Origin of the sequence: Bradyrhizobium sp. CW1 (assembly GCF_023100665.1) — a bacterium.
GTDB lineage: Bacteria > Pseudomonadota > Alphaproteobacteria > Rhizobiales > Xanthobacteraceae > Bradyrhizobium > Bradyrhizobium canariense_D.
In genome coordinates this window covers 1,201,317-1,220,488 of record NZ_CP064684.1, presented here as the reverse complement: position 1 = coordinate 1,220,488, position 19,172 = coordinate 1,201,317, and the positions used below count along the sequence as shown (strand labels likewise).

Below are 19,172 nucleotides of genomic sequence, written 5' to 3'. Positions count from 1 at the left end.
TTGAACTTTGCGGATCGCGATTTGCGGATTTTACGAAATGAGGTTTGACTCGTCGGGCAAAACAGGAGCATGATGCCATCATCACAGAACGTGCGTGGGGTGGTCGGCTTGTCTCCTGCGCTGGACAAAAGCGTGAGCGGGAGCGGAGACGATTGCATGGAGCGACATGAGGCGGAGCTGCCGCTGTCCGGCGTGACGGTGGTCTCGCTCGAGCAGGCGATCGCGGCTCCTCTTGCCAGCCGGCATCTTGCGGACTGGGGCGCGCGCGTCATCAAGATCGAGCGGCCGGGCGACGGCGATTTCTGCCGCGACTACGATCACGTGATGAACGGGATGTCCAGCCAGTTCGTCTGGACCAACAGGTCGAAGGAAAGCCTCGCCATCGACATCAAGAGCCCTGAAGGCCAGGAGGTGCTCAAGGCCCTGCTGCCGCAGGCCGACGTCTTCATCCAGAACCTGGCGCCCGGCGCGGCGGAGCGGCTGGGCCTCGATGCCGCATCGCTGCTGCGGAAGTATCCCCGGATCATCGCCTGCGACGTGTCGGGCTATGGCGCGGGCGGTCCCTACAGCGACAAGAAGGCCTACGATCTCCTCGTGCAGTGCGAGGCCGGCGTTCTCGCCATCAACGGCACCGAGGCGGAGCCCGCCAAGGTTGGGCTGTCGGTGGTCGATATCGCCACCGGCATGTACATCCTCAACGGCGTGCTGATGGCGCTATATCGCCGCGAGCGCACCGGCAAGGGCACCGCCTTCCAGGCCTCGCTGTTCGATTCCATCACGGACTGGATGAGCTATCCCGCCTTCTATACGCAGAGTACGGGCCGGCCACTGCCGCGAACCGGGGCAAGGCACGCAACGATAGCGCCGTATGGCCCGTTCCGCGTCGGAGACGGCAACACGATTTTCTTCGGCATCCAGAACGACCGGGAATGGCGATCGCTGTGCGCCGTCGTGCTTGGCGAGGCGGCCCTTGCCGACCACCCCCGCTTCCGCAGCAATCCGCTGCGCATGCAGAACAGGGACGATCTGCAGGTCCATATCGAGCAGCGTTTTGCAGCGATGACCAGTGACGAGGTGCTGCGGCTGCTCGACGAGGCCTCGATCGCCAACGCGCATCTGAATTCGGTCGAGGCTTTCCTGGAGCACGAGCAGCTCCGCGCCCGCTCCCGGGTGCAAACGGTGGGATCTCGTTGCGGCCCGGTGATGAGCTTCCTGCCGGCTCTCACCATTCCCGGCCTGTCGCCCCGGATGGATCCCGTGCCTGACGTCGGGCAACACAACCAATCCATCCTCAGCGAACTCGGTCTCGCAAAGGAGACATGACGATGGCCCCTCAGCGGCCGACGCGGGTCTATCTGGCCGTTCCGGCGCATCGCTCCCGTCTCGTCGCCAAGGCGGCTGCCTCGGCCGCGGATGCGGTGTTTATGGATCTCGAGGACGCCGTCCCGCCCTCCGAGAAGAGCGCGGCGCTGGAGGAAGCTGCGCGGGCGCTATCCTCGCTGGATTGGGGCAACAAGGTCGTCGCCGTCAGGCTCAACGCCGTCGACAGCCCCTTCATCGCGCAGGAAATCGGCACGCTCGCTGCGCTTCCCAGATTGGATTCGGTGATCGTGCCGAAGGCGGAGCGCGCGAGCGACATCGCCGCCATTGCCGATCAGCTGCGCGCCGCCGCGCCGGATCGCCCCTCGCCTGTGGCGCTCGAACTGCTGATCGAGACTGCGCTCGGTCTCGTCAATGTCGACGCGCTCGCGGCCGCGCACGACAGCGTCGCCGCCCTTCATCTCGGCGTCGGCGATTTCGCGGCGTCGATCGGCGCCCGCTCCTCGGAAATCGGCGCGTCGCCGGACGACTACCGCCATGTCGGCTCCATCCAGAGCGGCTATGCCACCGCCCCGCTCGATCTGTTCGCCTATCCGATGATGCGCCTGCTGGTGGCGGCGCGCGCGTTCGGCCTGCGCGCCATCGACGGTCCGTGCGGCGCGTTCCGGGATGGCAGACTGACGGAAAGCAGCGCGCTCAAGGCGGCTGCGATGGGTTTTGACGGCAAGCAGGTGATCCATCCCGACCAGATCGAGCCGACGCTGCGGGCGTTCGTCCCGTCCGACACCGAGCTCGCGCACGCGCGGCGGGTGGTCGCGGCCATGGAGCACGCCGAGGCGCAGGGCCAGGGCGCGGTGACGCTCGACGGCAAGATGATCGACTATGCCAATGTGCGGATGGCGCGCCGGATCATCGAGATGGGGTCGTAGCGGCGCATGACCACGGTGCTGATCGTCGCGCCGGTGTTTGCGCTGATCGCGGCCGGCTATGCCGCGGTGCTGTTTCGCTTCGTCTCGGAGACCGCGCACAAGGGCATCAGCGAATTCGCCTTCAGCATCGCGATTCCCGCGCTGCTGTTCCGCACCATCGTCGTCTCGGAATTTTCCGGCGTCAGCCCGTGGCGGATGTGGGGCGCCTATTACGGCGCGCTCGCGCTGACCTGGATCGCGGCGCTCCTGCTCTCGGCGCTGCTGCGGCAGCGGCGCGAGGACCGCGAGGACGGCGTCGTGTTCGCGATCGGCTCGGTCTACGGCAACATCGTGATGCTCGGCATTCCCCTGACGCTCTCGGCGCTCGGCAATGAGGCGGCAGGCCCGATGGCGCTGATCCTGTCGGTGAACACGCCGCTGCTCTGGCTCTGCGGCACGCTGCAGATGGAGCTGGTCGACCGCAAGCAGACCGCCTCTGCCGCGTCGCTGATCCTGCCGGTGCTGCGCGATCTCGCCCGCAACCCGATCATGCTCGCGATCGGCTTCGGCCTCGTCTGGCGCCTCACCGGCCTCGGCCTGCATCCCGTCGTCGACCGAACCGTCGAGCTGCTGGCGCAGGCGGGATCGCCGGCGGCGCTGATCGCGCTCGGCATCAATCTGTTCAGGTTCGAGGTCAAGGGCGAGATGTTGAGCGTGGTCGTGATGAGCGCGCTCAAACTGCTGGCGATGCCGGCGGCCGCCTTCGCGCTGGCAAGGATGCTCGACCTGCCGCCACTCGCGGCCGGCGTCGTCGTGCTGTTTGCGGCGATGCCGACCGGCGCCAATGCGTATATCTTCGCGGTACAGTATCAGCGGCTGGTGAACCCGGTATCGGGCGCGGTGGCGCTGGGCACGCTGCTGGCGGCTGTGACGTTGCCGGTGGTGGTGTGGGTGGTGGCGAGGTGAGGCAGGCTGTGCGCGATAACTCGCTTGGAGCAAAACTTCTTTGATGTCATCCAGCTGTTGGCATCGAACGCAATCCGCATATCAGCGTTCGTGGCGACACCTTGTCGTCGCTGTCCAAAGCCGTGTGATCTGCGTGGAACCCCTGACAGCACACGCGTGATAAATCCATTTCGGCGCATTGAACCGGTCCAAACGCTCAACTGACCAAAAAGAGATCTGCAATAAAGGAGCAGTTCCATGGGCATTCCCAAAGATGGGACGGTTTCGGTCCGCATCACATGCGTTGGTCACGCCAGCCGACGCTGGAGAGGTGCCCGCACGAAGGCGGCGGCATCCGCACTGAACCAACGCCTATCGGAATTCAGGGCGAAAACGATCTTCGACCAGGTCGATCCCATCGTCAAAATGCAGCTGCCGGGATTGCCCGTCGCGCTTGGCCAAAAGGCAGTCGGGAGCACGGAACCGTTTCCGACGGCCGGCGAAGATAACGCCGCCATCGATCGCAGTGTCGTCCTCATGGTCGACCTGGTTTGGACAGGTACGGGCGGTTACAAGAAGGTGCACCGTCCGCCTCGGCTTGTTTATGCGCCGAGCACCTTCTGGGAGATGAAAATCGCAGCGCTCTTTGGCGCCTCGGGTATCGGCGTCAAATCGAGCTTGCTCCGGTGAAGATCAAGAACTTGAGTACAGGGCGCGAACTTTCGCTTTTTGGGCCGATTATCGGCGGTGATCTGACCATCGGTGCCGGCATGTTCAAGAAGGTGCCCAAGGTGTCGCCCCTGAGCTTCGACAAGTTCGATCCCAAACAATTGCGGGATGCGCAAGTGGGCAAGCCGGTCGTGTTCACGACGCCGCTCATGGACTTCGAAGACTGGATCAACGGATCGGAAGGCCAGCTCGTGCGGGTCGTTCACGGTCATCTTAAAACCGGCGTGACCAAGTCGCAGACCAGCTTTCTCCAGTTCGTCAGCGTCGATACTCATCCCGGCTCATTGGTCTTCGATCTGAAGGCGCTCGGTTTCTCGTTGGGTATTCCCGAGGTATCCAATCAGGTGCAATCCGGAACACTCAAAGCCGAAAATCATCCGTCAGACCAGTATCTCGTCGACACACCTGATGACGTTGTTCCTGTCCAAGTCGCACAGCACCGCAGCGAAGGCCTTCTGATCAGCTTCCCAACTGAAAAACATCACTGGACGGATTTGAGTTCGAGCCAGCAAGAGGAAGTGAAGCGATTTGTGTTGAACAGAACGGCAGCCATTCGCGCTTTGTCTGACTTCAAGGATGTGGTCGCCCCGACGCCGTGATGGGGCGGGTAGCTGGCAGACTGATTTCCCGACGGAGCTGTGGCTTCGTGCTTCGAGGGGGCGAGAAGCCGAGCATCCTGGTGGTATGCGCGCTCGACCCAATGCAGGTGCCGACCTGCGCGAATACGTACATCTTCGCCGTGCAGTATCAGCGGCGGGTGAACCCGGTGTCAGTTGCGGTGGCTCCGGGCACGCTGCTGGCGGCGGTGACGTTGCCGGTGGTGGTGTGGGTGGTGGCGAGGTGAGGTGGTCGGCGGCTTGGCGAGTGCGCCGCACCACCTCCCAAATACAATCAGCGCAGGCCCAGGAACGAGAGCACCACACCAATCACGACGACGAGTCCGACCAAATAGATAATGCCGTTCATGTCTGAGCTCCTCAGCGTTGTCAGTCCTGCCGCAACACAAACACTCCAGGTCGTGAAAAGGTTCGGCGTTGCCCGACGCCGATTTCTCCTGAAATGGGGGAACGAAAGCGACCGATCCTGCTTCGTGGCGTGCTGAGCCTTCGCCCCCCTCAACTGATGATTTTGCGTTTACACGCAAAGGTCGCTAGGCTGACTTGATACGTCCTGCAGGGAGGGTGATATGGGACAGCGTGAAGAGAGACTGGCAGTGATCAGAAGCGCTTACGCAGCACGCGATGGCGGTGACGCCGAGGGCTTGGTGACAGCCTTTCATCCCGAGGGCTTGTTCACCTTGATGGGCGACAAGAGCGCGCTCGCACTGACAGGGAGCATGCAAGGGCACCCGACCCTGCGTGGAGCTTTCAGTAGATTGATTGATGAATTCGGCTTCGAAGGTCGCGAAATCCTGGCTGAGCTGGTCGACGGAGATCGCGTCGCCGTCCATTCCCGCCTCGTCGTTCGATACCGCCCGACCGGGCAGGCTTCAAGCACCGAGATCCTGGATCTGTTCAGATTTAAGGACGGCAAGATCATCGAGCTGATCGAGTTTGCGGACACTGCGCAGATCAAGGCGATGATTGCGTGACGCGTGGTGAGGTTCTGTTAGTGTCGCCTGACGTTGGTGAGTTTGGTGCACTGTCATAGTAATTCGAATTGTATGACGTTCAGGCTGTGAACCTGACTGCCGAAAGAGTTATTGAACACGCTGGCCCGCGCGCCAGGCCATCTGCCAGAAGTCCGCCTCGAGTCGGGTGGCTTCCTTGAAGATCGCAATCAGCTCTGCCTCGCGGGCCGGTGTGGCGTAGAGATCGGCGAGATGCTCCATGTGCGCCTGCGCTTTGGCAGCGACCTCCTGGTACGGCGCGCCGGCATACTCGGCGATCCAGACGCGGTAGGCGTTCGTCGCAGCGTCCGCGAGGGGGAGCGAGGCGAGCCGCGTTGCGATCTCCGCGTACCCGATCACGCAGGGGGCAAGCGCCACCTTGAGCGCCAGCAGATCGCCGCGCATTCCTGCGTCGAGCACGTAGCGTGTATAGGCCAGCATCTCGGCCGCCGGCGGGGCCTGTTCAAGGTCGGCCGGGGACAGACCCCAATCGGCGCAGAGCTTCACATGCAGGTTCATCTCGACATCGAGGATAGCCGAAAGGCCGGCCGCGGCTTCACGCATGTCGGCAAGTCGGGGCGACTTGTAGACCGCGAGCGCGTAGGCGCGAGCAAACTCGATGAGGAACAAATAGTCCTGAACGAGGTAGTGACGAAACGCCGCTTCGGGGAGCGAGCCGTCTGCCAATCCGCTCGTGAAGGGATGCTCGGTGTAAGCCCGCCACTCAACGGATGCTGCTGTCTTGAGACGCTCGAAGAAACTCACGATCTTTTTCGCCCGGCTTGCTTGTCCATGAACGTCTTTTGGCTCGCTACCGATAGCGCATTGCGAACGGGGGAGCTACGGTGACCGCGCACAAAACTCACTTTAAGCAGCGTTGCGGATGGGCACTCCCCGCATCGGGAGTTTTGCGTCACCGTAACCCCAAGAGTTTTAAAAGGAACGGCTGGCCGACTTGTCCGGCGCCGCACTGCCCCAGCACTGTATGAGCGGGCTTCAAGTACAGGCTAACTGAGCGCCGAATTTCAAGGTCGGCATGCGTGCAACAGCTCGATGCCGAATCCAGCTAACCTGTAGTAGTCGGTTTGACCAGAAAGATGCCGCGACAAACAGCGAGCAATTACCAAATTTTCGATCGAAACAGCCGCTAGAGTCTCGCGAATACTCAATCGGTCCGCAAAGATTTTTGGATCAACAGTTGCCTGATTGGGGTTTTGGACGAGCGCGCGAGCCTCTTGCAATAGAAGTGCATCAAGCGGCTGCAGCTTCTGGAGAGCAGCAACGAACTCGGGTCGGACATCCGCGGCACGATCGGTGTCCATCGCATTAGCTAAAAGTCTTGCCCAAATCTCCTGCATCTCCGTGCGAGATTCTTGCTGGGCTGCTTCCAGCAACGGTATAGCGATTTGCTCTGGCAGTTCGGTCGTCTTAGCGTCGCGCTCCCGCAATATCTCCTGTGTTCGCCGGGTTATTGCATCCAGTCGCCGGTGCCGTGCAGCGTGGAGCGGGTCTCCAATCAGAATACCGTAAACATCGGCGATTTGCTGAGAACTGGCCTTCACAAGGTCCAGCGCCTTGCTGGCGGCTTTTGCGCTTTCTTCAATCGCGCCTTCGTACGGTGCCTTGTCGGTCATTCGCTTATTCCCCGAGCTTAAAGCCAGCGATAGGCGGCCCAGCCGACCTTGACGAGAGCAAATTGCAACCAAGGACTAAGATTGCCAACTCCCAACTTTTTGATGCGCCTGAATGTAGGGGCCAAACAGCTTGGGAGCAGTCCGGTAATACTCGTTCAGCTCATTCATTCGATCATAGTGCAGCTTCGGGCCAGCCGGGTCGTGTAGTTTGATTGCAGAGTTCGAGTCCATCAGATCGATGATCACAATTCGGATGCGCTCAAGATATTCGTTGACGTCTGGTCCAAAATAAAACGGCGCTTTTTCGATTGCCTCCGCGTACTCATAAAGTGTGCCATCGTCTGGTTGTCCGGAGGACATGGTCTTGGCTACCACATGTCTTATTGCTTCAAAGATTGCTATACGGCAGTCGAACAGCTCTAGCACGACGCGCTCATTCTCGGTTTGCCAGTTTTGTTTGGCAACTTCTGCCTGGAGGCGAGCCGCCTCAGCTTGGGAGCTTCCTAGGCGATAGGCGACGAAAGCCGCAGCTCCGGCCGCGATGACACCGGCGCTTCCTTACGTGAACAACGATAGACGGCCCAGCCAGCGAGAAACGCGACGGCGAGCAGCACCGCGTTGCGGCGGGAGGCGAGCCATCCGAAGGTTCTAACAGAAGGCGCGCGCCAAGGCGCCCCGAAAGGGGCTTGGCAGATTAACGCTTCGGTGTTCGGATGTCCGTGGGCGTGAAATTAGGACCTGGGCTATTGCCGCGTCTTCACACACGCGTCCACCGCGTAAGCGCACTGCTCCCCGGCAGTTAGGAGACCGCCAGTTGGGCCGGTGTAGTTCATTGAAGAGACCTGGCCGCCGGCAAACACCACATTGATCTTGCAAAAGCGACGTGAGCTGACCGCGGTGGCGCCGTACCGATCGCCGCTGACGCTGGCGACCTCCATGCCATTGCCGGAATCATAGCCCCAGACCTCGGTCGCGCCCTCGGCCGCTTTGTTGGCCGGTGCGCCCATACAAGAGAGCACCTGCTCCTTTGACATGCCTACCATTTGCGTTCGTGCATCTTGGGCGATTTCGGCGCGCTGAAAAGCGCAACCACATAGCGCGACGCCAAGCGCTACGATTCCCAAAACTCGCATGTTCTATTCCCCCAGCCGTGCATCCAACCGCAACGTACGGGGAAGCGCAACCTAAACGCGCTGCAACAAAAGAGATTCCGGTTACAGTGCGTGAAATTGGGATTACAGAAAACGAGTGCCCTGGGATCGAGAGGTTAGTGCACTGTTATGGGTAACCTGGCAGGTCGACTAACCCCACGTCTCAAGCGGCAATCTGCTATTGCGGCGTTTTGTCTATGTGCCCCTCTGTCCGCTTGTCGCCTCGCTTGCAGGCTGTGGTACGGCGCAATATGCGTTCACGCCGATCCGACAAGCTACTGCAAGTGCAATGCCGACCACAGGAACCAAGACAACTGCCGATAAACCAACGACAGAGCCAATTCCAGCGGCTATGGCGCCTACGACTTCAACCTTATGCTTGTTAGTGAGGCTCTCGATCTTTTTTGCGCAAGTCCTTGTAAGAGGGGTCTCCGCAATGAACTTGCGCACCTCTTCCATCACTCGACGGAAAAAACTATGCGACCCGCTACTTGCTCCAAAAGGGAAGGTGTTCTCGGGACCGACCCTGGACAGCCAATTCTGACCGATTTCCTCTAAGCTCGTTTCCATTGGAGAGCATCGCTTCTATAGTCTTTGCATGAGCGGCCGGAAGCGCTCCTATCCAATCAAGTGACGTAGAATTTTCGAAATCGAAGGTCATGACTGCAACTCGCGAATGTACTCAGCGGAAATCGCGTGGGTGGTCTGATGCAAGGTATGAGGGTCAACACCGCCCAAGCTGATGCCGCCACCTGCCCTAGGAGCGTAACTGCCGATTATCATCGCTGCGATGGTTCGCCCATCGCTGAGCAAAACTGGGCTCCCGGACTGCCCCGGACGCGCTTGAACGTTCAAGATAATGAGCAACGATAGTGATCTTTGTCCCGGTCGGATCTGCATCGGTCTTCTCAAGACGCAAATGTGCCGGGGCTTAAGGTGTCTGAGAATTGCACCGCTGGTACAGTTGGGTGGGCTCGAACCACCGACCTCCTGTTCCACAGACAGGCGCTCTAACCAACTGAGCTACAACTGCATCCTTGCGAGCCGCCCGAGGGGCGCCCTTGATAGGGCCGGTCACCGAGGGGGGCTGGACGGGGCGGAAACTAGGTGCAACGGGCGTTTTTGGCAAGGCCGCAACACCCTCAAAACGTCCCGCAAACGAGGTTATTTCCAAAGCAAAACCCGGGCTCTAGGCCCGGGTTTCTTAATTCAAACGACCCGGCCAGATCAGGCGGCGGGGTAGAGCTTCGCGGCGGAGGCCTTGATCGGCTCGGCGGCGGCAGTGGCCGCGCGCTGGGTGATCTCGGCGAGCTCCCGGGCCTGGGCCTGGAAGGTTTCGAGCTGCGTCTTGGAATGGTTGGTCCACAGCGCGAACGCATCCTGCGGCGCCTTCACGCTGAACAGCTCCTGGGTGAAGTCGAGATGGGCCTTGGTGTTGGCCTTCGCGAACTCCATCAGCTTGGCGGTGTATTCGCTGACGCCCTTGTGGGCGGACGCGAACACGGCCTCGACGGTGCCGTTGTGGGTTTCGGCGGCGTCCTTGAACTTGGCGTAGTTCTCGCGGGCCTGCGACACGCCCTTTTCGGCGAACGCACGCATCTGCTCCGGAACCTCGAACGGAATGACGGAGGCGGAGAATGGATCAGTCGTACCTGTCATGCTTTGTCCCTCACACTAATGAAAAAACGGAGTGAGCCTTCAGGCGCGCCCGCCGGCCAACCGGGTGACGGGTGCGAAGACTGGAAACACAAAACGAATGATGGCTCGCCCAGCGCGGAGACCATGCCTGCCTAAGATGTCAACATTGTGCAACGCAACGGGTTTTGGGGTGCATTGCGCAAATTTAATCGCGGGGAGGATGAGGTTCCCGGTATGGGGAACCGGTGGTTGAGGTAATCAGGTGGTGCCTGAGCGCGCGCCTCGTCCTTTGAGACGACCGCTGCGCGATCTCCTCAGGATGAGGCTGGGCGGCATGGGTATCTGCGGACGCGGGGATCTCGAAGAATGGGGATGCGAACGGGCTACGGCTTGCGGGGTCAGGGACATTAAGGTTATCGCGGCTTTAGGCCTTGGCGCATAGGCTTCGGCCGTGGACCTGCCCGGCCCTGCGGGCGATACTAACCCTTTCTTAAGGCTGTCATTCCCGGCAGCCTGATGCGCACAAGCGGGACGCGAAGCCGGTCGGATGACGAGTTCGGATTTCCAGTTGCGAGGCGTGGGCGATCCCCGGCTGGCCGTGCACGCGACCTCGCCGCTGCCCGTCTGGCTGTGGTCGATCGACGGCACGCGCGTGCTCTGGGCCAATCCGGTCGGGGCAAGACTGTTCGGCGCGGCCCATGCCACGGCGCTCGCAGACAAGACCTTCGGGCCCGCCGACAGCCACCGCCGCCAGATCATCCGGCTTGCCGGCCGGCTGCCTCCGAACGGCGCGATCCGGCTCGAACGGCTGCGCGGCTTCGGCGCGCGGTTGGGCACTCTGATGACCTGCGCCTGCGCCCGGCTCGACTTCGCCGATGGCGGCCGCGCCGTGCTGGTCACCGCGATGGACCCCGGCTTGCGCACCATGCCGCTGGTCGAGCGGCTGCTTCGTCTGGTCGACGGCGCCAAGACGCCGATGGCGGCGTTCGCACCCGACGGCCTGTTCGTCGGGGCCAGCGAAACGGCCCGCACCCTGCTCGGCTTCCGCGATCTCACCGAGGGCGGCCTCGAACAGGCGCGCAGCGATGCGCTCAGCCTTGGCCGCGCCGAGACGCCGATCGGCATCGGCCAGATGGTGCTGCAGCGGGTCGGCAGCGGGGCCGATGTCGGCCTGGTCGCGCTGATCGAGCCTGCCGTGCAGCAGGCGGCGGCTGCGACTGATGAGGTCGAGTCCGAGGCCGCCGAAGAGGTCGCGCGCGAAGAGATCGCCCGAGAAGACATCGCTCAGCATGAGGCTGCGCCGTCCGCTGCTCCAGCCGCCGTACCGCAGGATGTGCAAGCGGCGCCGTCGCACGAGGCGCCATCAGAGATCGCGCTGTTCGACGCCTTCGCCGAGCCGGTCGACGCGCCGCAAGCAACGATCGCGCACGAACCGCCCGTAAGCGAGCCGGCGACCGAGATCGTCTCGATCCAGCAAGCCGTCGAGCAAGCGGCCGAAGCGCGCGCCGAGGTCGAACCGAAGACTCCGGTTGAAAACTCGGCCGAAGCCATGGTGTCGCCGCAGGCCGCGCCGACCGTAACCGGCATGGTCGAGCCGCCGTCGGGCCACGAAGAGCCGCCCGCACCGCGTCAGCATCCGCTGCGCTTCCTCTGGAAGGCGGATGCAGAGGGCCGCTTTGTGCTTCTGTCCGACGAATTCATCCACCTGATCGGTGCGCGCACCGACGCCGGCTTCGACCGCCCCTGGCGCGAGATCGCCGACGCCTTCGCGCTCGATCCTGAGAGCCGCGTGGCGCAGGCGCTTGCGAGCAAGGACACCTGGGCCGGGATCACCGTGAACTGGCCGGCCGATGGCGGCGAGCATCTGCCGGTCGAGCTTGCCGGACTTCCGGTTTATGACGGCGAGCGCAATTTCGCGGGCTTCAGGGGATTTGGCGTCTGCCGCGATCTCGACGGCCTCAACCGGCTCGATGCGCTCAGGCGTTTTGAGCTTTTGGCCGAACCGGCGGCGCCGCAAAGCCTGTCCGCCAATGTGGTCGAGCCGGAGCCCGAGCCAGAGCCGCCGCCTCCGCCGATCGAGCCGCCCGCACCTGAGCCTGAAGCTGAACTGCCCGAACCCACACCCGACGCGAATTCACATCCAACCGATCCGGAACCGCCAGTGGAAACGCCTCCCAATGTCCTGCCGTTCCGAGCGCCCGGCGACACGCGATCGCCGACGCTGACGCCGGTCGAGAACAGCGCGTTCAACGAGCTCGCCCGCCAATTGTCCGAGCGCCTCGAACGCGACAAGGAAACCATCGCGGCATCGTCCGAGCCGCCGGATGCCGAGATCACGCCTGAGGCGGCGACGCCGGAGCCCGAGCCTGAGACGCCGCACGCGCCGGCCGAATGGCTGACCGCGCCCGCGCCGCCCGCGCACGGCCACAGCCCGCGCGACCGCGCGCTGCTCGACCTGCTGCCGACCGGCATCCTGATCTACCGGCTCGACCGCCTGCTCTACGCCAACCCCGCGTTTCTCGCGCGCATGGGCTATGCCAGCCTGAGCGCACTGGAGAATGCCGGCGGGCTGGATGCGCTCTATGTCGAGCCGGGCGTGTCCGCGGCCAGCAGCACGTCGCAAGCCGGCACGCCTGTCACGATCAGCGCGACGCTCGCCAATGGCGAAGCGCCGCTGCCGACCACCGAGGCGCATCTGCACGCGATCGACTGGGACGGCGAGAGCGCGCATGCGCTGATCTGCGCGCTGCCGCAGGCTGCGCCCGTCATCGCCGAGACCGTCACCGCCGAGACCATTGTCCCCGAGACCTTCCCCACCGCGCCGGAGCCCGACGCCGGCGAGGCGGCCGCGGAAGATCTCGCCGCGATCCTCGACACCACGGCCGAGGGCATCGTGATGTTCGATGCCGAAGGCAACATCCACGCCTGCAACCGCAGCGCCGAGGCGCTGTTCGGCTATGACGGCGAGACGCTGATGCAGCAGAATCTGGTGACGCTGTTCGCGCCGGAGAGCCAGCATGTCGTGATCGACTATCTGGAAAACCTCAAGAGCCAGGACATCGCGAGCCTGCTCGACCACGGCCGCGAGGTGCTGGGGCGCGAGAAGAAGGGCGGCGTCATTCCGCTCGCGATGATCATGGGCCGCACCCGGCCCGACGGCCCGAACTTCTTCGCCGTGTTCCGCGATCTCTCGCACAGCAAGCAGGGCGAGAGCGAGCTGACGCAGGCGCGACGTCTGGTCGACGGCGCGGCCAATGCCAAGGCCGACATGCTGGCGCGGATCAGCCACGAGATCCGCACGCCGCTGAACGCCATCATCGGCTTCTCGGAGGTGATGATCTCGGAACGCTTCGGCACGCTCGGCAACGAGCGCTACGGCGAGTACATGAAGGACATCCGCGCCTCCGGCGAGCGCGTCATCGCCATCATCGACGACCTGCTCGAGCTGTCGCGGATCGAGACAGGCAAGCTCGACCTCAACTTCGCCAACCTCAACCTCAACGATCTCGTCGAGGCCTGCGTGGTGGTGATGCAGCCGCAGGCCAATCGCGAGCGCATCATCATCCGCACCTCGCTCGGCCATGCCCTGCCGCAGGTGAGCGCGGATGCGCGCGCGATGCGGCAGATCACCATGAACCTGATCTCGAACTCGATCCGGCTCGCCAGCGCCGGCGGCCAGGTCATCGTCTCGACCGCGCTCACCGACCGCGGCGAGGTCGCACTTCGCATCCGCGACACCGGTCACGGCCTCAGCGAGCGCGAAGTCGCCGCCGCGATGGAGCCGTTCCGCACGCCGCCGCCCGGCGACGCCGAAGACAGTTCGGCGCTGAGCTTGTCGCTGACCAAGGCCCTGGTCGAAGCCAACCGCGCCCGCTTCAACATCAAGAGCGCGGCGAACTCCGGCTCGCTGATCGAGGTGGTGTTCGCACCGGCACTGGCGCAGGCGTAAGCGGCGAACGCGATTTCCTGCCCGCGGTGCACGGGCGGCTTCGGCCGAGCCGCGCCCCGCGAAGGGCGCCAGCTCATTGCGACTTCTTCCCGAGCGGAACCGAAGCCCCTCGTTGCGGCTTGAAGCCTGGACCCAGCGTTTCTCCTGCTGATCAGTTCGACACTGCAGCTCCGCACTCCAGCGACTTCAAATGACCGAACGAGCGAAATCCGTGGCATCGAAGCAGCGTCCGCCCAAGCGGAGCGAGGCGGTGCGGAGCGACAGAGGCCCGACCACGACTGAGCGAAAGCCGCTGCCTACCGGCGCAGGCGCGCGCATGAACGCCCGAGTCGTGCTTGCCCTTGCGCTGGTCGCACTCGCGTTGTGGACGGCGGCGGGCTTTCTGCCCGCGGTGATCTGGGCCGCGATACTCGCAACCAGCCTGTGGCCGCTCTACACCAAGTTTGCGGCACGCGTGACCTCCGGCCGCTCCAGCCTGGCCCCGCTGGTCTTCACGCTCGTCGTCGCCCTCATCCTGTTTACGCCGATGTCGCTTGCCGTCTATCAGATCGCGCAGCAAGGCGATCTGCTCGTGGGCTGGATGAAACAGGCCGGAGAGAGCGGGATCGAAGTGCCTGATTGGCTCGCCCGCCTTCCGATCGCCGCAGAGAGCATCGAGCAGTGGTGGCGCAGCAATCTTTCCGATCCCAAAGCCGCGACCGCATGGCTGAAAAGCGTCAACGCAGACAACGCATCGGAACTGTTTCGAACGTTCGGCGGACAGCTGCTTCATCGCCTGTTTCTTCTGTTCTTTTCGCTGATCGCCTTGTTCGTCTTGCTGCGCAACGGCCGGTCGATCTCGGACCGCGTGCTGGAAACCTGCGATCGGCTTTTCGGTGAGGCGGGAGAGGGTCTCGCCGAGCAAATGGTCGATGCGATCCGCGGCACCGTGAACGGTACGGTGCTGGTCGCCGCAGGCGAGGGATTATTGATCGGCGTGGCCTATTTCGTCGCGGGCGTGCCGCATGCCATCGTATTCACAATATTGACCACGGCCTTCGCCATGCTTCCGTTCGGCGCCTGGCTCGCTTTCACCGCTGCGGCGGTGGTGCTGGTCTCTGGCGGAGGCAGCGGCTTCGCAGCCGCGGGCGTCTTCTTCTGGGGCGCGATCGTCATGTTGGCCGGCGATCATTTCGTCTGGCCGACCCTGGTCGGCGACTCGGCGCGGCTGCCGTTTCTGTTCGCGTTTGTCGGGATCTTCGGAGGCTTGGCTGCCTTCGGCCTTCTGGGCTTGTTTCTCGGCCCGGTGATCATGTCGGCGTTGCTGGTGGTCTGGCGCGAGTGGGTGTTCCGACCTGTCGCGCCCGAGAAGAACGGTTGAGTTGCCGCGGGCGTATCCCCAAGCACACGCCAGAAAGCAAAAGGCACGGCGCTTGCGACGCCGTGCCTTCCGCATTCATGAGGCTCGATCTCAGCTGTAGATTTCGAACAGTCCCGCGCCGCCCTGGCCGCCGCCGATGCACATCGTCACGACGCCCCACTTCGCCTTGCGGCGCTTGCCTTCCTGGAGGATGTGGCCGGTGAGCCGCGCGCCGGTCATGCCGAACGGATGGCCGATCGGCGCTGGCGAAGGCATAAGGCGAGATCAGGCTGGGACTGGACTGGCGGCTGCCTTTACGTAGTGGCGCAACCCGCTCGGACATGTAGTATGGCCCTGCCGGAGCGGGGTACCAAATTGGACGGAATCAATCTTCACGATCCCCTCTTCGCCACCTATGTCGTTGCCGCCAGCTTGATCATCCTCAAGGCCGTGGCGATGTCGTGGCTCACCGTGGTCCGGATGGTGAGGGCCCAGGGCGGCTACCGTTCGCCGGAGGACATCAAGAAGACACCACTGAATCCCGCACCCGATCCGGCGCAGCTTCTTCCCAACGAAGATGTGGAGCGGATCCGCCGGATCCAGATGAACGATCTCGAGAGCCTGCCGTATTTCCTGGCCGCGGGCTTTCTTTATGTTCTCACAAAGCCGTCGCTGCTTCTCGCGCAATGCCTGCTCTACGGCTACGTTGCCTCACGCCTGCTGCATTTTCTCGCCTATCTCACCGGGCAAATTCACGACATTCGCGCAATGCTGTGGACCGTCGGCTCGGTCATCCTGGTCTTCATGACCGTGCGCACGCTGCTCGTTGCACTCGGCGCTTGAGGCTCAGTCGGCCACGCCGGCGATCTGCTGGGCCGAAAGGTAGCGTTCAAGCGCCTCGTGCTGCTTGAAAAAGCGCATGGCGCGCAGATCGCGGATCGTCGTTTTTTGTGCCGCATCGCGAACCCGGGTGACCTCGCGGGCTTCCTCCAGCCGGCCGACCCCGACCAGGTTGGCCGCGAGCATGCGATGTCCGGTGCCGTTGCTCGGATTGTGCCGAACCGACTTGCGCGCCCAGGCAACGCCCTCCTCGTACTGCCCGAGGGCAAAGTAGGACGCGGTCAGTCCCGTCATCCACATATGGAGCATGCTGTCCTCGGGGCTGAGGACGAGAGACCGATGCAGGCATGCGAGTGCGTTGGCATAATCGCCTCCCATGCTGTCGATCATTCCGAGTACACCCCATGCGAAAGCCGAACTCGGATTGAGCCTTGCGGCTTCGCTGGCGTGAATGCGCCCCTGATCGTTGTCGCCGGCGGGCCCAAACAGCGTGAAGCCATAGACAGCGTGGGCGAAAGCGTCCCCACTATCCTGCTCGACGGCGCGGCGCGCCAGACCGACCGCCTCGGACGCGGCATCCGCAGACATGTTGGCGCCGAGCGGCGGAGCCATCACGAGTCCCCAAGCCAGCGCCGCCAGCGTCGCCGTTCGCTCCTGATCGAGGCTCAGAGACCGCCGAAGCAGATCGATGGCCTTGACGATACCTTCGCGGGTGCCGCCCCATAAATGATGAAGGCCGCGCAAATACAGATCATAGGCCGAAAGATCAGTTGGCGGCTTGCGGCGTGCGCGTTCGATCTCGGCGCTACGAACGGCGGGATCGACGACTGCGGCAACACTGCTGCTGACGTCGTCCTGCAGGTCGAAGATGTCGACCAGGGGGCGATCGTAGCGATTGGACCAGACCTGGGCCTCGCTTCCGGTATGAGTGAGCTCGGCCGAGACGCGAATGCGGTTGCCCGCCTTGCGAATATGACCGCTCAGGACGTATTGCGCACCGAGTTGCTGCGCAATCTGCCGGCTGGTCATTCCCTTGTCCCGAAGGGCAAAGCTCGATCCGGCCGCGATCACCACCAGCTCGCGAAAGCGCGATAGAGCGGTGATGATGTCTGCAGTGACGCCATCGGCGAAGTAGTCCTGTTCGGTTTCATCACCCATGTTGCGGAACGGAAGCACCGCCACGGAGGGCCTGTCGTTGCCGAACACGTGCTCCGCCTGGTGCGAAAGGTCTGCCGTCGGCTCCGCTGCCGGCAGAACGATCTTCTGCTCCTGGACCTTGCGCAATTCCGCAGCCAGCGCGCTGGTTGTGGCATCGGGCGCGGTGCCGAGCTCTTGCTTCAGAAAGGCAACGACGGCCTGATAATATTTGAGCGCCTCGGCGTTGCGGCCGGCCGCGGACAACGCGCGCATGATCAGGCGGTGCGCATCCTCGCGCATGCTGTTGAGTGCATTGGCGCGCTGGCCGGCGAGCAGGGCATCGCCGGCACGTCCGTCGGACAGTTCCTGGTCGCCGAGCGCTACCATCGCGCCGACAGCCAGCTCCGATAACCGCTCGCGTTCGCCGGCCACCCACTCGCTCCAGCCCTCAGCGTTGACCGCGATGTCATCGACGAGGCGCCCGCGATAGAGATCTGCCGCCGCGGTCAGCGCGTCACGGCTGCCCTTTCTGACAAGCCGCTCGAATTGCGGCACATCGCAGGTGATCACAACGGCATTCAACGAAATGAATTCGCCGTCACTCCTGAGAGCACTCTGACCAAGAACTTGACGCAGCTTGAACAGGGCCTGTCGCAGGTTTTGCTTCGCCTGCGCTTCGAAGTGCGATCCCCACAGCAAGGTCGAGAGTTTTTCGCGGTGCTGAGGCTGAGGTGCCGTGTAGGCCAGATAGGCCAGCAATCCCGCGAGCTTCTTGTTCGGTAAGCTGACGGCACCGTCCGGCCCGATCAGTTCAAAACGTCCAAGAAGTGCGAGAGTAAAACTTGGGCTGGGCGCGGGTGCAGTTTCGGTCATTCCGCCTCAAAAATAAGCAGATGCGCTCACGGATATACATCCTACACGAATTGCCGCCTTAGCGAACAATATTAACGCTGCAGTGACGGCCGAGTGACGCCGGCGACGACGACAGTGGGTTCAGATCGCATCGCGACGAGATGCCGGTTGGTTGATCGACGCGGAGCAATTTCATCCGGAAGTCAGCGTGCGCGCGCATCACCTCATCATGATCGTCGTTGGCTTGTTCGTGGTTCTCGCCGGATTCGACGCAGCGTTGACGACCTTTGCACACCCGACACTCAGGGCCGCTTCGCAGTCGGCGCCGCCCGTCGCACCGCTCCTTTTCGGAGGCGACTGATCGCACGCCGGCATCACAACAGCCATCAAACAGGAGGTCGCATTGACCGACATCGCACAGCAGGGAAGACAATCGCAGAGGTTTCTCGCGTCCGACCAAGAACAGCGATTGGTTGCGATGTGGAGACTTGGAGTGGTCGCCTTCTATGGCTCGCTCCTGGCGCTGGTGATTGCCTTCGCGGCAATGAGCAAGGCGCCCCGAGAGCGCCAAGCCAACCTCGCCTCCGACGATTTCGTTACCCACTACATTTCGAACCCGCCGGCGCCGTAGGCGATCGGGACGAGCGACAGCAAAGCATATGAGGACAATCGTGAACAATCACAACCGTGCTGCGTCTCCAATTCGGGCCAGATCTCCGGCATCGCACGACAGAAAGCGAACAGGCGGCGAGACGCGCCTGATGATCCTCGTTCTGCTGGGATTCGGCCTCGTTCACGTGATCGGCGCGATCCTGATTCAGCGCGCGTCGACCGAGCCAGGTGATCCGCCCCTGATCCTCGCTTCGCACACCGACTGACGGCCGCCACATGCAGCCGGTTCATGGGATTTGAAAAACCAGGAGGCAACATGCCAGCAATCATACGCACGATTTCCCGCACGGTCCTCTCGGTCATCGGTGCCGAATTGGCGAAGCACGCCCTCCTGTTGTGCGCAGCGTGCGCCTTTGTGTTCGTGCTCTCACGAACCTACGGCCTGGATTTGAGCGCCGGATTCTTCTGACGTTCGCAATGGCGGCCGACATGACTGAAATCTGAAGACG

At 62.9% G+C, this 19,172-nt stretch carries 19 protein-coding genes, 1 tRNA gene and 1 pseudogene; 13 read left to right on the top strand and 8 right to left on the bottom strand.

Features of this window, described 5'->3' with window-relative positions:
- The first annotated feature begins 156 nt into the window (after nucleotides 1–156).
- The 7 genes from IVB54_RS05865 to IVB54_RS05835 all read left to right on the top strand — a co-directional run bounded on the left by IVB54_RS05865 (nucleotide 157) and on the right by IVB54_RS05835 (nucleotide 5,493).
- The gene (locus IVB54_RS05865; protein WP_247296195.1) at nucleotides 157–1,323 is read left to right on the top strand and encodes a CaiB/BaiF CoA-transferase family protein; all 1,167 of its coding nucleotides are present in this window, start codon (nucleotides 157–159) and stop codon (nucleotides 1,321–1,323) included.
- Nucleotides 1,324–1,325: 2 nt separating this feature from the next.
- Nucleotides 1,326–2,249, top strand: a complete 924-nt coding sequence (locus IVB54_RS05860) for a CoA ester lyase (protein WP_247296197.1) — start codon at nucleotides 1,326–1,328, stop codon at nucleotides 2,247–2,249.
- Between the two features lie 6 nt (nucleotides 2,250–2,255).
- Nucleotides 2,256–3,194 (top strand): AEC family transporter, encoded by a 939-nt coding sequence (locus IVB54_RS05855; RefSeq protein ID WP_247296200.1) that lies wholly within the window; start codon nucleotides 2,256–2,258, stop codon nucleotides 3,192–3,194.
- Between the two features lie 237 nt (nucleotides 3,195–3,431).
- Nucleotides 3,432–3,863 carry a hypothetical protein gene (locus IVB54_RS05850; protein ID WP_247777097.1) on the top strand — a complete coding sequence of 144 codons (432 nt, stop codon included), beginning with the start codon at nucleotides 3,432–3,434 and terminating at the stop codon, nucleotides 3,861–3,863.
- On the top strand, nucleotides 3,860–4,501 hold the full coding sequence (locus IVB54_RS05845) for a hypothetical protein (RefSeq protein WP_247777096.1): 642 nt from the start codon (nucleotides 3,860–3,862) through the stop codon (nucleotides 4,499–4,501). Before IVB54_RS05850 ends, IVB54_RS05845 begins: the two co-directional genes overlap by 4 nt.
- 101 nt (nucleotides 4,502–4,602) lie before the next feature.
- Complete coding sequence (locus tag IVB54_RS05840) at nucleotides 4,603–4,746, top strand: hypothetical protein (RefSeq protein ID WP_247296202.1); 144 nt, start codon at nucleotides 4,603–4,605, stop codon at nucleotides 4,744–4,746.
- 342 nt (nucleotides 4,747–5,088) lie between these two features.
- Nucleotides 5,089–5,493 carry a nuclear transport factor 2 family protein gene (locus IVB54_RS05835; RefSeq protein WP_247296203.1) on the top strand — a complete coding sequence of 135 codons (405 nt, stop codon included), beginning with the start codon at nucleotides 5,089–5,091 and terminating at the stop codon, nucleotides 5,491–5,493.
- A 108-nt stretch (nucleotides 5,494–5,601) separates the two neighbouring features.
- Here IVB54_RS05835 and tenA read toward each other — a convergent pair whose 3' ends face one another.
- The 6 genes from tenA to IVB54_RS05805 all read right to left on the bottom strand — a co-directional run bounded on the left by tenA (nucleotide 5,602) and on the right by IVB54_RS05805 (nucleotide 9,955).
- On the bottom strand, nucleotides 5,602–6,276 hold the full coding sequence (gene tenA / locus IVB54_RS05830; RefSeq protein WP_247296205.1) for a thiaminase II: 675 nt from the start codon (nucleotides 6,274–6,276) through the stop codon (nucleotides 5,602–5,604).
- A gap of 260 nt (nucleotides 6,277–6,536) precedes the next feature.
- Nucleotides 6,537–7,145 carry an Abi-alpha family protein gene (locus IVB54_RS05825; protein WP_247296207.1) on the bottom strand — a complete coding sequence of 203 codons (609 nt, stop codon included), beginning with the start codon at nucleotides 7,143–7,145 and terminating at the stop codon, nucleotides 6,537–6,539.
- A gap of 75 nt (nucleotides 7,146–7,220) precedes the next feature.
- On the bottom strand, nucleotides 7,221–7,571 hold the full coding sequence (locus IVB54_RS05820) for a hypothetical protein (protein ID WP_247296209.1): 351 nt from the start codon (nucleotides 7,569–7,571) through the stop codon (nucleotides 7,221–7,223).
- Between the two features lie 317 nt (nucleotides 7,572–7,888).
- On the bottom strand, nucleotides 7,889–8,179 hold the full coding sequence (locus tag IVB54_RS05815) for a hypothetical protein (RefSeq protein WP_247384727.1): 291 nt from the start codon (nucleotides 8,177–8,179) through the stop codon (nucleotides 7,889–7,891).
- 1,073 nt (nucleotides 8,180–9,252) lie between these two features.
- A tRNA-His gene (locus IVB54_RS05810) sits at nucleotides 9,253–9,329 on the bottom strand.
- 194 nt (nucleotides 9,330–9,523) lie between these two features.
- Entirely contained in the window at nucleotides 9,524–9,955 is a 432-nt protein-coding gene (locus tag IVB54_RS05805; RefSeq protein ID WP_018453573.1) for a phasin, read from the bottom strand.
- Between the two features lie 526 nt (nucleotides 9,956–10,481).
- Here IVB54_RS05805 and IVB54_RS05800 point away from each other — a divergent pair.
- Together IVB54_RS05800 and IVB54_RS05795 are read left to right on the top strand one after the other, a co-directional pair.
- Nucleotides 10,482–13,883: a PAS domain-containing protein gene (locus IVB54_RS05800; RefSeq protein ID WP_247777095.1), complete on the top strand. Its 3,402-nt coding sequence runs from the start codon at nucleotides 10,482–10,484 to the stop codon at nucleotides 13,881–13,883.
- 316 nt (nucleotides 13,884–14,199) lie between these two features.
- Nucleotides 14,200–15,243 carry an AI-2E family transporter gene (locus IVB54_RS05795; protein WP_063745866.1) on the top strand — a complete coding sequence of 348 codons (1,044 nt, stop codon included), beginning with the start codon at nucleotides 14,200–14,202 and terminating at the stop codon, nucleotides 15,241–15,243.
- Between the two features lie 90 nt (nucleotides 15,244–15,333).
- Here IVB54_RS05795 and IVB54_RS05790 read toward each other — a convergent pair.
- Nucleotides 15,334–15,480 (bottom strand): annotated as a pseudogene (locus tag IVB54_RS05790) (acetyl-CoA C-acyltransferase); the annotation flags it as partial.
- A gap of 117 nt (nucleotides 15,481–15,597) precedes the next feature.
- On the opposite strand from IVB54_RS05790, the gene IVB54_RS05785 reads away from it, so the two are divergent.
- The gene (locus IVB54_RS05785; protein ID WP_094183402.1) at nucleotides 15,598–16,065 is read left to right on the top strand and encodes an MAPEG family protein; all 468 of its coding nucleotides are present in this window, start codon (nucleotides 15,598–15,600) and stop codon (nucleotides 16,063–16,065) included.
- A 3-nt stretch (nucleotides 16,066–16,068) separates the two neighbouring features.
- Here the strand turns inward: IVB54_RS05785 and IVB54_RS05780 are convergent, their stop codons facing one another.
- On the bottom strand, nucleotides 16,069–18,072 hold the full coding sequence (locus tag IVB54_RS05780) for a BTAD domain-containing putative transcriptional regulator (RefSeq protein WP_247296216.1): 2,004 nt from the start codon (nucleotides 18,070–18,072) through the stop codon (nucleotides 16,069–16,071).
- Between the two features lie 151 nt (nucleotides 18,073–18,223).
- Here IVB54_RS05780 and IVB54_RS05775 point away from each other — a divergent pair, with 151 nt between their 5' ends.
- From IVB54_RS05775 to IVB54_RS05765, 3 genes are all read left to right on the top strand, one after another.
- On the top strand, nucleotides 18,224–18,412 hold the full coding sequence (locus IVB54_RS05775; protein WP_018453567.1) for a hypothetical protein: 189 nt from the start codon (nucleotides 18,224–18,226) through the stop codon (nucleotides 18,410–18,412).
- A gap of 42 nt (nucleotides 18,413–18,454) precedes the next feature.
- A complete protein-coding gene (locus tag IVB54_RS05770; protein ID WP_085348786.1) occupies nucleotides 18,455–18,682 on the top strand; it encodes a hypothetical protein in 228 nt (75 codons plus the stop codon).
- A 297-nt stretch (nucleotides 18,683–18,979) separates the two neighbouring features.
- A complete protein-coding gene (locus IVB54_RS05765; RefSeq protein ID WP_018453564.1) occupies nucleotides 18,980–19,132 on the top strand; it encodes a hypothetical protein in 153 nt (50 codons plus the stop codon).
- The last annotated feature ends 40 nt before the right edge of the window (nucleotides 19,133–19,172 follow it).

Coding starts and splice junctions, on each gene's coding strand:
- IVB54_RS05865 (WP_247296195.1), top strand. CDS start 157: ATGGAGCGACATGAGGCGGAGCTGCCGCTGTCCGGCGTGACGGTGGTC.
- IVB54_RS05860 (WP_247296197.1), top strand. CDS start 1,326: ATGGCCCCTCAGCGGCCGACGCGGGTCTATCTGGCCGTTCCGGCGCAT.
- IVB54_RS05855 (WP_247296200.1), top strand. CDS start 2,256: ATGACCACGGTGCTGATCGTCGCGCCGGTGTTTGCGCTGATCGCGGCC.
- IVB54_RS05850 (WP_247777097.1), top strand. CDS start 3,432: ATGGGCATTCCCAAAGATGGGACGGTTTCGGTCCGCATCACATGCGTT.
- IVB54_RS05840 (WP_247296202.1), top strand. CDS start 4,603: ATGCAGGTGCCGACCTGCGCGAATACGTACATCTTCGCCGTGCAGTAT.
- IVB54_RS05835 (WP_247296203.1), top strand. CDS start 5,089: ATGGGACAGCGTGAAGAGAGACTGGCAGTGATCAGAAGCGCTTACGCA.
- IVB54_RS05825 (WP_247296207.1), bottom strand. CDS start 7,145: ATGACCGACAAGGCACCGTACGAAGGCGCGATTGAAGAAAGCGCAAAA.
- IVB54_RS05815 (WP_247384727.1), bottom strand. CDS start 8,179: ATGTCAAAGGAGCAGGTGCTCTCTTGTATGGGCGCACCGGCCAACAAA.
- IVB54_RS05805 (WP_018453573.1), bottom strand. CDS start 9,955: ATGACAGGTACGACTGATCCATTCTCCGCCTCCGTCATTCCGTTCGAG.
- IVB54_RS05800 (WP_247777095.1), top strand. CDS start 10,482: ATGACGAGTTCGGATTTCCAGTTGCGAGGCGTGGGCGATCCCCGGCTG.
- IVB54_RS05795 (WP_063745866.1), top strand. CDS start 14,200: ATGAACGCCCGAGTCGTGCTTGCCCTTGCGCTGGTCGCACTCGCGTTG.
- IVB54_RS05780 (WP_247296216.1), bottom strand. CDS start 18,072: ATGACCGAAACTGCACCCGCGCCCAGCCCAAGTTTTACTCTCGCACTT.
- IVB54_RS05765 (WP_018453564.1), top strand. CDS start 18,980: ATGCCAGCAATCATACGCACGATTTCCCGCACGGTCCTCTCGGTCATC.